Genomic DNA, 14,024 nt, shown 5'->3' with positions numbered 1-14,024 from the left:
GTATCCTTAATTTCCGTCGTTCGGTTCAGTTGCTGAAAGCGTCAATTCGACTAATGTTTCAAGGTGTGCCGTCTGGGGAAACATATCAAAGGGTTGCATGCGCTTAACGGTATAGCCCTTTTCACATAACGATTTGATATCCCGGGCCAATGACGGGGCGTCGCAAGAAAGATAGAACAGTTTCGGGACTTGCAAGATTCCCAAGCGGTCTATAATTTTTGGATTGAGCCCCGCACGTGGAGGATCCAGAAGGATAACATCGTAGGCGCCGGATTTGACAGTCATGAGATAGGATTCGACTGAACTGATCCGCACACGGCACCCTGTAATCGCATTCAAGCGTAACGATTCGCGGGCATCGTGGATGGCAAACGGATTCCCTTCCACACAGGTTACTTGAGCGCCCTGACTCGATAAGCTCAGACCCAGAGGGCCGGTTCCGGCATACAATTCCAAAATCCGTTGCCCTTTCAAATTTCCCAGCCATTCTTCAACCATCTTTCCCAACAATTGAAAGACGTCCCAGTTGGCCTGCATGAATGATCGAAACCCCATTTTCAAGCGCAACCCTCCAAAGGCTTCCCATACATGATCCGCTCCTCGTACAATCGGCTCGTGCCGCACACGGCGCCTCGAATCATGTTCCGGTGCATCCGCGCGCTCATAAATCAACCCCTTGATGTTAGCGATCTCAGAACAGGCATGCATCAGACGTTCGACGTGTTCTTTGGTCAGGGCCCGACCGCGGAATACCAACAGACCGCCTTCCTCCAGTTGGGACCATCGGATTTCCACACTCTCCAAATTCATTCCCTCCATGACCAAGGAGCGAAGGCTGGAACGGACAGAGTCAATCACCGATCGCAACCTATCGTCCACCAAAAAACACGTGTCAACCGGTAGCAGTTGTTGCGTTCCTGATTCGAAAAAACCCAAAAATAATCCGTCGGGCCCCTCTCCGATTCCCATTCGAAGGACCTGCCGATAGCCATAGGGCCTTGGAGAGGGGATCACTGGAGCAATCAGCACATCGGAAATTTTTCCAATCCGACGGAGGGTATCTTCCAGAATCAATCGTTTTTGAGAAAGTTGGGATTCGTATTGGATATGCTGAAGCTGGCATCCTCCACATCGCCCGACGACCGGGCAGAGGGGAACAACCCGGCTCTCAGCCGGATCGTGGACCTGGAGGATTTTCCCTTGGCTCACGCCTTTGCGCCGACTGAGAATCTCCACCTGAAGAGCTTCCCCGGGAATGCCGCCGCCACACAACACCACCTGACCATCCACTCGTCCGAGACCGAATCCGCCGGCCACCAATTTTTCAAGGTGGAGGGGATGGGAAGATCCGGGAGACAACGTTTCAGTAGAAGAGGGAGAAGGAGTCCTGCGAGGCTTAATGTTCAGGCCGGAGTTCAACATGAAGTAACTTAATCTTTCTGTGTAAATGACTACGCTCGATTTTCAATTCATCAGCGGTTTTGGAAACATTCCAATTATTTTCCCTGAGTTTGAGAGATATGACTTCCCGCTCAAATGCATTTCGGGCTTCCCGGAGCGAATCATAGTTGGTGCCCACGGCAAGGGAGGGCACCCCGCTTGGGGCCCGACCCTGAAGGAACATCTCAACATCGGCCGCATCAATGATGGTTTTCGGCACCATAATTAATAAGCGTTCAATCAAATTCCGGAGTTCACGAATATTGCCCGGCCAATCATGACGCTGCAACGCCTCCATGCCTTGCGGACTAAATTCTTTCGGTTTCATGCCCTGTTCTTCAGAATGCAGTCGCAAAAAATGCTGCGCGAGTTCAGGGATATCGTCTCGACGCTCCTTGAGTGTCGGAACCACAATCGGCAACACATTTAGCCGGTAATACAGATCTTCACGGAATGTCCCTTTCCCAATTTCTTCCGCCAGATCTTTATTGGATGCAGCAATGACCCGGACCTGGACATTGATGAGTTTGGTTCCCCCAACCCGTGTAAATTGTTGCTCTTGAAGGGCACGCAACACTTTGGCTTGCGTGGCCAGACTCATGTCCCCGATTTCATCCAAAAACAGGGTTCCTCCGTCCGCCAGCTCGAACTTGCCACGTTTCATGGAGCTGGCGCCACTGAAGGCCCCTTTTTCATGCCCAAATAACTCACTCTCGATTAACGTTTCCGGAATCGCCGCGCAATTGATTTCCACAAAGGAACGATTATGCCGTGGACTCTGCAAATGTATGGCGCGGGCAACCAGTTCTTTCCCTGTCCCATTTGCCCCGGCAATTAATACACGACTATTGGCTGGAGCCGCCATTGCGATCAGTTCGCGAAGCCGCTCCATAGGAGGAGAAGAGCCCACCAATTCAAATCGTCGCTCCACCTGAATTCTGAGATTCAGATTTTCCTCTTCCAGCTTGCGTTGGTGCAACGCATTGCGCACTAATATGGTGACTTTTTCCAAGTCTAAGGGCTTTTCCAAATAATCATAGGCGCCCAATTTTGTGGATTTGACGGCGGTTTCAATGGATCCATGACCCGACATCATCACGACCAGGATGTTGGGAAACTGGGTGCGCAATCGTTTCAATGTCTCCAGCCCGTCCATCTCCGGCATCCAGATATCCAAAATGACTAAATCCGGCACCTCACTTCGGACAAGCTTGAGCGCCTCAAGGCCGCTCTTGGCCACCAGCACTTGATAGCCTTCATCCTCAAGAATGCTACTTAAGGTATTGAGAATGGCTGGTTCGTCATCAATCAGGCAAATGGTCTCGGCCACAATACTCCCTCCATCAGGTATGGAATGAATGGTCTCTCACGTGTGTCACGCGAGACAACCCTTCCGGAGAAAAGACAGTCCAGCCACTGACGCTCCCCTCCCCTACAACGGCAATTCGAATGTAAATAACGCACCTTTTGGATGATGATTCTCCGCATGAATGGTCCCATTGTGATCGGAGATTATACGATGCACGATGGCTAATCCCAACCCTGTTCCCGTCCGCTTTTTTGAGAAATACGGCACGAACAACATTTTGTGATCATCCGGCTGAATCCCCATCCCTTCATCCGCCACCCTGACCACGGCCCGATGCCGCCGCCAATCGCACTCCGTCGTCACCCAGAGACGGCCGTGATCGTTCATGGCCTGGATTGCGTTATCAAACAAATTGACCAACACCCGGTGCATCTGCTCCGGATCACAATTTAATGTGGGAAGGTCTTCATCAATTTCGACAATAAATTCAATGTCACGATGAGCCCCGGTATAGAGGGAGATCACTTTCTCGATGATGTCATGCAGGGATGCTTTCCGCATCTGGGGAAGCGGCATTCTGGCATATTTCGAAAACTCATCGACCATCCCTTTTAACCGGGTGACTTCGCTAATAATGACGCCGGTGGCCTGATCAAATATTTCATCAAATCCTGTAGACTTTTCTGCGTATTTTTTTCGCAACCGTTGGGCCGACAATTGAATCGGGGTTAAGGGATTTTTAATTTCATGAGCAATGCGTTGCGCCACTTCCTGCCAGGCCGCCGTTTTTTGCGCCTTAATGAATTCCGTTCGATCTTCAAACACAAACACAAAACCCAGGTCCAAACCGGCATCGTTCTGCATTCTGGAAATATTGAGGCCTACGGTCAAGAGCCGGCCATTGGGTGTTTCCATCTGGCCATCCATGGACACACTCTCCGTCTGTTCCTGGAGCATCTGGTCATAGGCTTTCTGAAACAGTTGCAGGTTAAAGGACTTGAACGCGTCATGGACCGGTCGTCCACGCAAGTCGTCTCCCTTCACCCCGATTATCCGTTCAGCGGAGGGGTTAAAGGTGGAAATCAGACCGGCCATATCAATCGATAACACTCCGGCGGCAATGGTTTCCACCACCGCTTCGGTGTAGGCCCGACGTTGATCGATTTCCACATTGGATCGTACCAGCGACATATTCACTTCTTCCAAACTGGATTTACTGGTGCGCAGATCGGCGGTCATCCGATTGAACGACTGAACCAAGGTTCCAATTTCATCCGTGGCCTTGACGTCGATATTCACATCTAAATTACCTTTGGCGACCGCTTCGGTTCCTTCAGCCAGTCGTTGGATGGGGACCGTAATCCCTCGAGCCACATAGAACCCGAACCAGGTGGCGCCAAATAAAATCAGCACCGTTACCACGGCCACAAACAAATAGGCTCCACCCTTGATCGGATTTTTCATGGAGATAATCTGCCGGTATTCTTCAAATTGTTTGGCAATTCCATCCATTTTCATGACCAAGACTTCCGGCACATAGGACGACACCACCACCACGCCAAACACTCGGTCAGTTTGACCATTTCCCCGGATCGGCGCCGCTGCCCGGATAAGTTTCCCCACCGGAGCCTCCTGGGCCGAAGACAGGGGCTGACCCGTATCCAAGACATGGAGCACCAATTGCCCCACAGGAAGGCTCAACACCGCATCAGACAACTTGGGATCCATCATGCGGGCCAGGGTCTCCATTTTTGGCGAAAAGACCTCCACGCCCGCTAAATGATATTCCTGTTGCATACGGGCCATAATGGCTTTCAATAATTCCCGATGTTCCGGCCTTAATATATCTTCTCGATAAATTTCCTTGCTAATGGCGCGCGCCGTATCCGCTGTTAATGATTCGCGTTCCTCTTGATAGAGATGGGCGACTTCTTCCGAGTCCCGTAAGACCTGCATAATCTGATCATTAAACCACACGTCGATGACTTCACTGATGACCCCGCTGGCCACCAAGGCCAACAGCACAGTGGGAATCAGGGCAAAGCCGATAAAGGCCGCGACCAACTTTGACCGGAACCCCTTCCCCAACAGCTTGTGACGCTTTTCGAAAAAGGCCCGGATTAAATTTCGAGACAACAGAAGGGTGAGCGCCACCAACCCGACGCTATCCAGGTACACCAGAAAAAGCACCAGGGCATAGCTGGGGCTTGGAAGTATCGAATCCGGTTGCAGGGGTCCTGATAAGCCATACCGCGCGTAATAGAGGGTAAGGGCCAGGCACGGCAACAACAAAACCAATACAATCCAGACGGGCCTATAATGATGCCGTTTTTGCTTCGAGGCGGAACTGTGGGAGGGAACACCCGGCTCGCTCGACGTGGACGACAACCCCGTTCGAGGAAATTTCCGGGATTCAGTGAGCGGTTCTGAAAGAAGGTTCACGGCATGTCAGTGGGAGAATATCATCCAAGGGCCAGTCAACTATGATCATTATTGATCAAGAACAGGAACAGCGCAAGGCGCGACCACATCCCCACTATCGATTCGTCTGTCTGCCTATGGGCGACATGAGGAGCACTCGCCTGGAAGCTTGCGGGAAGGAAGAGGGTTCGCCGGGAATTAGGGAGAAACCGTACTGCCCTTCCCTGACGTGACGCTGACATATTTCATCCGCAGGGTATAGAGCATATCTCCTAAGACGGACGCTTCTTCAGACGTAAGATTCCCTTTGGTCTTCTCTTCCAGCAAAGATAAGATATCAACAATTTCCTTGGCCTGGGGAAGATTCATGGGCGGTGCGGGCTGTTGGGGATCCAGAGATTCTCCCATCAGCATGAGAGATGAGGTTCCGAGGGAAAAGACAAAAGATGAAAATGACAAGGGAGGATGAGGCGCATGAGATGATTCGGCCGAAGAATGGGGTTGCGCCATAGAGGAATCTGGCGGTGGTGGAGGAGAGGCTTCTGGCTCCGATCGCCCTCGTTTATCCCGAATCACAAACCCTGGTTCTTCTTCGCTCATCGGACACCTCCCATAGTGGGAAAACACTAGCACTAACCGATGGTCTCTATCAAGAATCCAGGACTTACACTGAGGGAGAAAACGGGTATAATGCCCTGGCACCTAACTCTAAATTTTTGGCAATCTCATGAAACAACCATCTCCGGAAAAATTCTCCTCCGCTTCTCCGACCACATGTTTGTCGGATTTACTGGCGATCATGTCCAGATTGCGTGGACCCGACGGCTGCCCTTGGGATCGTGAACAAACGAGTCAGTCCCTCAAACCCCATCTTCTTGAAGAAACGTATGAGGTGCTGGAAGCCATAGATGCCGGAAAGCCTTCCGCCCTCAAGGAAGAATTGGGGGATCTCTTGCTACAGATTATGTTTCATACACAAATTGCCTCAGAACAGAATCAATTTTCATTCAATGACGTGGCCAACGGTTTAGCCGACAAACTGATTCGACGGCACCCCCATGTTTTTCAGCAGACCACCGATGCTTCACCTGTCACAACAGCCCAAGATGTAAGCCGGCAATGGGATCAACTCAAACAACAGGAACAAGCCACTCAACCGGGACCTCAGTCACTTTTGCAGGGGATTCCCAAAATCGCTCCAGCTCTCCAGCGTGCCTTTCAAGTCCAAAAACGCGCCTCGCGCGCAGGATTTGATTGGGAGACCATTGAGCCGGCCTTGGAAAAATTCAAAGAAGAATTGAATGAATTATATGCTGCCGCTGCGGATAGTATTCCGTCGTCTTCGGAAGGGACTCTTCGACCAGAAAACCCGACGGTTCAAAGCACCATTGAAGAAGAATTGGGGGATGTGTTCTTTGCCTTAGTCAATGTTTCACGGTTCCTTCGAGTCAATCCTGAAGAGGCGTTACGCCGGGCCACCAATAAATTTATCTCCAGGTTTCATTTCGTTGAATCACAAGCTGCGTTGGAAGGGAAGGATCTACGCGACTATACGCTTTCGCAACTCGATAAATGGTGGGATGCGGCCAAACATCTGGAGCGGCAAGCACCACAGATTTCCGAACGCATCGAAGGAGCCACAACGTGAGCCAGGAAGAAGAACCAACAGAGGGTCGACGGGTAGGCATCCACCCGCTTATCGTGGTGTTTGGCGTCATTTTTGGTTTATGGCTGTTCATCACCCTCATCATTCCTAAATCCAAAAATTTACCCAATCAGGGACCGGGAACCACCCCCAAGACCCCCGTGGGTCTCCACAACATCGTATCGTCTGACCTCATTCCGACATATGAGGCGACCGGAACCGTCGCGGATATGAAAGCCATCACCATTCTGGTTCCTCCGGCCACCACAGATAGTCAGGTGGTCGCACTGTTGCAATATTTCCAAAAAGCCCGTCTGGATAATACGCTGGACACCCTTTTGCCACCCACCACACCGGGAGACAAACTCGGGGAATTCGCCATTGCCGATATCTATATTTTTTCAGAAGCCCAATACGGCGTGACCGAATCAGCCAAGGCCTTGGGCCGGGGGGCTCATGCCCCTGGGGAATTTTATCCCAGCTCCATTCCATACGAAGTGGCTATGGAAAATGTCCGCGGCCACTATGCTATTGACTTGTACAATAAAAACTCGCCGGAGCATGCGTCCCTGGGTTTTGGTGAGGACGAGACGGGGGTGTATTCCAAACGTTATCAACGCGTCTTCTAATAGATTTGGGATGTTTGAAGGGGAGAAGGGTCTCATACCTCCTGCTGAGATTGCCTTCGCAAAATTTCTGTGGCTCTCAGAGTCCCGTCTGATCGTGGATAGATTTTCGCAAGACAGCCTGTTCAGCCTTCATCCACTGATCCAGCTCAGCAAACAGAGAAATGGAATCGTCTGTGAAAGGCCCGATCATCACATCCAGACGATCAGCCAGCAATCCATCCGCGTCGGCAATCTCAAGTTTTTTATCTGCAATGGCTCGCGAAAGGATTTGATTAATCCGAAGCTGTTGCCCGACTGATCCCCCCACGATTCCCAGAATCGAGTTTTTCAAATAGTCCAGCTCCATTTCAATCGAGACCTTCACTCTGACTCCCTGTGCGGTTGCCCAATCAGGTCGCTGAACGGAATAATCATAGGAAAAGGCCGGCTCGCGTGGTTCCCGATAAGGACCCATCACATTCAAGACAATTAAATCTGACTGCATAATTTCATTCCTTAAGACGATGAATATGAAGACGATGAATATGAAGACGATGAATACGTGGATCTATTCTACAGAAGGTGAAGACACTCGTGATTTAGACGATATTTGAATGAGGGCTCCGCTCGAATTCCCTTCGAGGGGGCCCGTCCACCCTTGTAATCCATTTTTCAGAAGATAAATATTGGGATAATTATGTCGACTCAGAAAATCGCAGGCAAGACGACTCCGATCACCACCCGCGCAATATACCAGGATTTTATCAGATTCGATCGGAAGTTCCGCCTGGTACCGTATTTCTAAATCCTCGACAGGAATCAATCTAGCTCCAGGAATTCGCTGTTTGGCAAATTCGGCTTTGGTGCGGACATCCAACACGAAAACATTCGATGCAGAGAAAGATGGCCCCAGCCATTGGGCTGCATCCGCGCCGGAAATCTCATGATACAGCAGGCCATTTCTAATCAACGTATCGGAGACGCGCTGACCTCGAGCCAAGAGTGCCGTCTGGATGCGTAAAGGCTCTACGGCTGATTCAATTTTTCCAGAAAGTGCGCCCACCTTTTGCTCAAGATTATATTGTTCACGTTTCAGGCGTATAAGGTCCTGATGGAGTCGCCGAACAGACCAGAGCGCCACACTCGCGAGACACAAACCGAGGCCGCCGAAAATTATTCCTAGGCTATCCATCTGACCAATTCGTCTCTTTTCCTCAGAAACGGCCCTCTCCGATTCAAACATCGGTTATTTTGTGGTCTTACCGCCCTAAAGGGATTTGTGCCCTACAGGACGAATGTCTCCCACATTTTTTGGCGTGAGACACTCTCGCTGTTAATAGAATATGTAAAAAACAGAAAACCACTGTAGGAGAAAAACATTCAGTGGAATATTGATAACTGGTCGGGGCGAGAGGATTTGAACCTCCGACCCCCGCGTCCCGAACGCGGTGCGCTACCGGTCTGCGCTACGCCCCGATCCTTACGAGTCTACTGATCAAGAAGGAAAAGGCTCATACGGTAATCCATGAGCATCGGCAACGGCTTGGCATGTCACACGACTACTGAACACGTTCAAGCCATTTCGTAAGCCAGGATGGTTGCGCAGAGAACCTTCCAACCCTTCTTCGACCAGCTGGACTATAAAAGGTAGCGTGGCGTTGGTCAAGGCTAAAGTCGATGTATACGGCACAATTCCAGGAATATTTGCGACGGCATAATGCAGGACTCCATCGACAACATAGACCGGATCGCTATGCGTGGTCGGGCGGGTGGTCTCCGCACACCCACCCTGATCAACCGAAACATCGACCACCACTGACCCCGGTTTCATGTCAGCAATCATGGATCTCGTGATCACTCGAGGCGTTCGTGCCGCAGGGAGATACACGGCTCCAATCACCAGATCTGCGCGAGAGAGAAAGTGGTGAATCATGGACTGGGTGGAAGCCACTGTGACGAGACGACCGGGATAGTGATCATCCAAAATGCGTAACTGCCATAGATCCAGACTTAACACGGTGACGTTGGCTCCCATCCCCACCGCAATTTTGACGGCAGAGGAACCCACGACACCCGAGCCCAATACCACGACTTCCCCTGGCGGAACTCCGGGCACCCCACCTAACAAGACCCCGGAACCTCCACGTTGCTTTTCCAAATAATGTGCCCCAATTTGTACCGACATTCGTCCGGCAATTTCACTCATGGGACGCAAAAGAGGAAATTGTCCCTTTGCATCCTCAGTCGTTTCGTAGGCGATGGCTGCGCACCCGATCCTCAGCAAAGCCTCTGTCAAGGCTTTGGAGGCCGCCAGGTGCAGGTATGTAAAGACCACATGATCTTTCCTCAGAAATATCCACTCTTCCGATTGTGGTTCCTTGACCTTCACAATGAGTTGAGCCTCTCCATAGGTCGCTTCCATCGTTTGGGCCAGAACTGCACCGGCTTGCCGATAGAGGTCATCACTGAACCCACTCCCCTCTCCGGCTCCCTGTTGAATGACGACCCGATGCCCGCGACCGCACAATTCCTTTACGCCATGAGGAGTCAGTGCCACACGAAATTCATGATCCTTACTTTCTTTTGGGACCCCAATCACCATATTTTTAACCCCTTCCACCTCTCTGTGGCCCTGATGCCGGCCCACATCCTATTCACGAACTATCTATGTTTTATCCAATAAATACGAGGACTTTCCAGCCGACCTGTTCCCGTGACCTGGACAGGTTCCTGAATCCTCAGGTAAGATCGGCTCTTTATTTTCCCTTTGCTTTTTCGGTTATTTTCATGAGAATTTAACGAGTATGAGTAAATTCACCCATCATATTTTTGTGTGCATCAATGAACGGCCCAAGGGAGATCCACGAGGATGTTGCTCAGCCTTAGGATCTGTCGGATTACATGCTTTTTTTAAAAAAGAAGTCGAGCGGTTAGGGTTAAAAGGCATTGTCCGCGCAAACAAAGCCGGATGTCTGGACCAATGTGAGTACGGACCAAGCGTCGTCATTTATCCCGAAGGCGTTTGGTATTGGGTTGGCCAGGAAGCTGATGTCACCGAAATCATGGAGCGACATATTGGTAAAGGGGAAATTGTGGAACGGCTCCTGATGCCAGGGAAAAATGGTTCGTTACCCACAGTCAACTCCTAATGCCTTGTCCTTTTACACACGGACCACTGGTCCCCTAAACCTGTCGCCACAACCCGGCGCATGGCCTTCATCTTATGGGCAATGAAGACAAATGGAAAGCCAACTTACGAAAAGTGGCCTTTTTAAAGTCCTTTCCCGGCTGGCTCTCCTCCTGGGAACACGGGATAGGAGCCTCCATTGAACAGGTCCTCCCGATTCCGGGACATGCTCCCCATACCGTCCTCCTCCTATCTGAAGGCCGCTTTGTGGTCACCCCGCCCGCTCATGACGAACCGCAAATGGTGACAGCGGGACTCGTGGCCGCTCGTCCACATCTTGAATCCCTTCATGCCAGCGCATTTACGGAATACGATCATCTGACACGCTTGGATCAGGAATTGGGACGCATGGCCAGGTTAGAAAATATTCTGAATGCCATTGATAACAACCTTGATCGAATTCCTGAACTCAAATCGCGCATTCAGGATTTAGTCAAACAATGGGACAGGGAGAATCATCATTCACAATGAATATGCTTGAAATGTTTTCCGGAGCCCTTTTTGAAGGAGTAAGCCCTATGATGGTGAGAAGAGACTACTTGGTCCGACATCCGGATCGTTGCACCCATAATGCGATCTGCATTCCAGTTTGTCCGACAGGAGCCTGGCTTTCGACTCCTCCCTACAAATTCGATTCGTCACGGTGCATGGAATCGTGCCGTCTCTGTCTGGATGCCTGCCCGTCTCAGGCCATTTACGGAGTCTTCCGCAAAGGCGAAAAACTTCTGGTACCGAAGCAAGAGTAAATTAAATAATCCGCTTCCTCCAATATCCCCAATAGGCCGTACCCACAGTACTACAGCCACCGGTGAGTCCGGTTGACGCCACGATTTGGTAGACATCGCTCCGTGCAATTTTGATGGGTGAATGCGGGCTCAGCACAAGCGGGGACACCGACAACTGTTGTAAGGTACGGATCCCGATCAAAATCGGCCACATGCAGGCCAGCCGCAGGCGAATTTCCAGGCGGGGTATGGCCATTGTATAGCGCCATCCTTGATCTAAATGATCTCGAGCCTCCTGTATCAATTTTCTGAAGAGGGGGCGAAATGCGGGTGCAGAGGTCTCATCGAGCAGTTGCTGGGGAGTCAGAGATACCTGATCCAGCAACACTGTCGGGATATAACACCGCCCATTCCTCAAATCCCGTGGCAAATCCCGCAGAATATTGACCATTTGCAACCCCTTCCCATAACGAATGGCAAGAGGAATCATACAGGCCTGATCCCACCCTCGAAATCCCGGAAGGTGGCTGCATACCATCTTCGTCCAAAACTCTCCCACACATCCCGCAACCGCATAGGTGTAATATTCAAATTCATGAATCGCCTGTAAGGCGCGTACCGCCTGCCCTTCCGTTTTTTGGGGAAACTGATGGAGGTCAAACTCCATTCCTCCAATCAGCACCGACAGAACCTGCGCAATTTGAGACCGGTCGGTCGGACTACATTTTTGGTAAATTCGGAAACACCCCTCCAATTCTTCCAATAAGCGACGCTCATCAGGATTGCTTTGTATCGTGAGGACTTGCGTCTGGATTTTTTTGATCTGTGCCAAATCGGTGGTACTTCCCCATAGCTGCCCTTTTAACAGACGTAAACATTCCAGGCGGATCCCATCTTCTACTTCTCCAGTATCGGCGATCGTATCCGCAGCTCTGGCCAACAAATAGGCCAGACCAATTTGTGCACGAACCGCGCGAGGCAGGATAGCCAGGGTTAAATAAAAGGAGCGGGAAACCCGCTTGAGCACCTCACCGAGGAGGTGTTGATCCGGTGGAGAAAGACGCATAATCTAGCGAACGATGAGACGGCCTTCCATCCCTTGCTCACGATGCGTGGGAAAGAAAAGAAGCTGTTTATCGCAATAAAAAGGAAAAATACCGGGCTCGGTCAACGTGAGGGTGACAGCTTTCGTATCGCCGCTGGAAATATCCACATCCACCAGACGAGTCCCGCTGGAGTCATCCAGCAAAAAATTGTGAGGAACCAGAAAAGACTGATTACTCAGAGTCAGGGTCAGGGGTTGACCCGCTTTCACCACCACTTCCGATGGCGTAAAGGCATAACTTTCCATACCGATTAGTACCTGCTGCCCGAAAGGGTCCTCCACTGAAGGCGAGGAAGCCTCCGAGGATTGGGCGTATAGACGGTCGGAAAAGCTCCAACAGCCCATCGCCACAACAAGACTCAATATCAATCGTGTATAATGATTTACAGAAAAAATGTCCAGAATAAATGATCTCCTCATCAGTAACGATATCATAACGATTTTCCAGACAAGGGTCACGCCCTTCCATCTCTTGACTCTCACGAAAAAGGTGTTATCTTCCAACATGTTGAAACCTTATGTTGCTTTTTAGGACACTGGTACAGGGATCATTTCATCAACCATGAAGTCGAACATATTAGCGTGTTTCCACAAGCGAATGTGGAACAATTAAGGGAGATTGTCTATGAAAAAACTTAAAGGAATTGGTTTATTACTGATTGCCAATATCCTCATCTTTATTACCCTTTCAATTTCGTTCACCGTGTTATCTGAGATGATTCTCCCGGCCTTCGGAATCGATCTCCGTGGATCAATCGCTCAAATGGATCTGTTATGGGCGTTTGTCATTGGATTTGGTGGTGCGTTTATCAGTTTGGCCTTTTCCAAACAAATGGCCAGGGCCTTTATAGACTGCACGCAAATCACAGAACCGGGAAATCAGGCTGAAAGAATCGTATTTGATACTGTCCAAAAGATCTCTGAAAAGTTAGGCATTTCCATGCCGGAAGTATGGATTTATGAGTCCCCAGATCCCAATGCGTTTGCCACCGGACCCACAAGAAACAACTCGATGGTGGCCGTCTCAACCGGCCTGCTCAACAACCTGAATGAAGGTGAAGTGCGAGCCGTCCTGGCTCATGAAATGGGCCATGTCTACAACGGCGATATGTTTACCACAACCGTGTTGGCAGGTCTGATGAATACATTTGTCTACTTTATTAGCCGGTTTATCTACCGGCAGGTAGCGGAACGTAATGAGGCACTAGGATTTGGAGTATATATCGTTCTGCAAATTGTTCTCTCCGTTCTGGCGATGATTCCCATTAGCTGGTGGTCCCGCCGTCGGGAATTTGCAGCCGACCGGTTCGCAGCCAACACCGTAGGCAAAGAACACATGATCTCTGCTCTGGAGGGCATTGATCGTTGGGTGCAACGCACCCAATTTGAATATAGCTCCCAAGACGCGCTGGCGACGATGAAAATATCCGGGAAATCGCATAGCTTCATGCAGATATTTGCGACTCACCCTCCGATTGAAGCGAGGGTGACTGCGTTACGTCAACTTTAACTCGTTAAATAGGCGTAATTCAAAAAAGGGACTTGGCATGGCCAAGTCCCTTTTTTTTTATCGTCTTTTTGTCA

General features: G+C 50.4%; 14 protein-coding genes and 1 tRNA gene. 5 read left to right on the top strand and 10 right to left on the bottom strand.

All coding sequences use genetic code 11. The annotated features are described in order from the left end of the window. Positions 1-6 precede the first annotated feature (6 nt). From rlmD to LX98_RS07930, 4 genes are all read right to left on the bottom strand, one after another. Positions 7-1,422 (bottom strand): 23S rRNA (uracil(1939)-C(5))-methyltransferase RlmD, encoded by a 1,416-nt coding sequence (gene rlmD, locus LX98_RS07945; protein ID WP_496428393.1) that lies wholly within the window; start codon positions 1,420-1,422, stop codon positions 7-9. Continuing rightward, positions 1,397-2,770, bottom strand: a complete 1,374-nt coding sequence (locus LX98_RS07940; protein WP_312641737.1) for a sigma-54-dependent transcriptional regulator — start codon at positions 2,768-2,770, stop codon at positions 1,397-1,399. Before LX98_RS07940 ends, rlmD begins: the two co-directional genes overlap by 26 nt. A gap of 102 nt (positions 2,771-2,872) precedes the next feature. Continuing rightward, entirely contained in the window at positions 2,873-5,191 is a 2,319-nt protein-coding gene (locus LX98_RS07935) for an ATP-binding protein (protein WP_496428392.1), read from the bottom strand. Positions 5,192-5,368: 177 nt separating this feature from the next. Continuing rightward, positions 5,369-5,770, bottom strand: a complete 402-nt coding sequence (locus tag LX98_RS07930; protein ID WP_496428391.1) for a DUF1844 domain-containing protein — start codon at positions 5,768-5,770, stop codon at positions 5,369-5,371. Between the two features lie 127 nt (positions 5,771-5,897). On the opposite strand from LX98_RS07930, the gene mazG reads away from it, so the two are divergent. Both mazG and LX98_RS07920 read left to right on the top strand, forming a co-directional pair. Beyond that, on the top strand, positions 5,898-6,818 hold the full coding sequence (gene mazG / locus LX98_RS07925; protein ID WP_496428390.1) for a nucleoside triphosphate pyrophosphohydrolase: 921 nt from the start codon (positions 5,898-5,900) through the stop codon (positions 6,816-6,818). Continuing rightward, on the top strand, positions 6,815-7,444 hold the full coding sequence (locus LX98_RS07920; protein ID WP_496428389.1) for a hypothetical protein: 630 nt from the start codon (positions 6,815-6,817) through the stop codon (positions 7,442-7,444). Before mazG ends, LX98_RS07920 begins: the two co-directional genes overlap by 4 nt. Positions 7,445-7,520: 76 nt before the next feature. Here LX98_RS07920 and LX98_RS07915 read toward each other — a convergent pair whose 3' ends face one another. The 4 genes from LX98_RS07915 to ald form a co-directional block, all read right to left on the bottom strand. Beyond that, positions 7,521-7,928, bottom strand: a complete 408-nt coding sequence (locus tag LX98_RS07915) for a hypothetical protein (protein WP_496428388.1) — start codon at positions 7,926-7,928, stop codon at positions 7,521-7,523. Positions 7,929-7,991: 63 nt separating this feature from the next. After that, positions 7,992-8,615, bottom strand: a complete 624-nt coding sequence (locus LX98_RS07910) for a rhodanese-like domain-containing protein (protein WP_496428387.1) — start codon at positions 8,613-8,615, stop codon at positions 7,992-7,994. Between the two features lie 207 nt (positions 8,616-8,822). Beyond that, a tRNA-Pro gene (locus LX98_RS07905) sits at positions 8,823-8,899 on the bottom strand. Positions 8,900-8,918: 19 nt separating this feature from the next. After that, complete coding sequence (gene ald / locus LX98_RS07900; protein WP_496428386.1) at positions 8,919-10,025, bottom strand: alanine dehydrogenase; 1,107 nt, start codon at positions 10,023-10,025, stop codon at positions 8,919-8,921. 202 nt (positions 10,026-10,227) lie between these two features. On the opposite strand from ald, the gene LX98_RS07895 reads away from it, so the two are divergent. Next, positions 10,228-10,572 carry a (2Fe-2S) ferredoxin domain-containing protein gene (locus tag LX98_RS07895; protein ID WP_312641752.1) on the top strand — a complete coding sequence of 115 codons (345 nt, stop codon included), beginning with the start codon at positions 10,228-10,230 and terminating at the stop codon, positions 10,570-10,572. A 74-nt stretch (positions 10,573-10,646) separates the two neighbouring features. Next, entirely contained in the window at positions 10,647-11,081 is a 435-nt protein-coding gene (locus LX98_RS07890) for a hypothetical protein (protein WP_496428385.1), read from the top strand. 276 nt (positions 11,082-11,357) lie between these two features. On the opposite strand, the gene LX98_RS07885 is transcribed toward LX98_RS07890, so the two are convergent. Together LX98_RS07885 and LX98_RS07880 are read right to left on the bottom strand one after the other, a co-directional pair. Further along, positions 11,358-12,401, bottom strand: a complete 1,044-nt coding sequence (locus LX98_RS07885) for a squalene/phytoene synthase family protein (protein WP_496428384.1) — start codon at positions 12,399-12,401, stop codon at positions 11,358-11,360. Between the two features lie 3 nt (positions 12,402-12,404). Beyond that, positions 12,405-12,860, bottom strand: coding sequence for a cupredoxin domain-containing protein (locus tag LX98_RS07880; protein ID WP_496428383.1), 456 nt, complete (start codon positions 12,858-12,860; stop codon positions 12,405-12,407). A 205-nt stretch (positions 12,861-13,065) separates the two neighbouring features. On the opposite strand from LX98_RS07880, the gene htpX reads away from it, so the two are divergent. Beyond that, positions 13,066-13,950, top strand: a complete 885-nt coding sequence (gene htpX, locus LX98_RS07875; RefSeq protein ID WP_496428382.1) for a protease HtpX — start codon at positions 13,066-13,068, stop codon at positions 13,948-13,950. Positions 13,951-14,024 lie beyond the last annotated feature (74 nt).

It is taken from the genome of Nitrospira marina (assembly GCF_059568365.1).
This window is presented reverse-complemented; position numbering and strand designations above follow the sequence as displayed.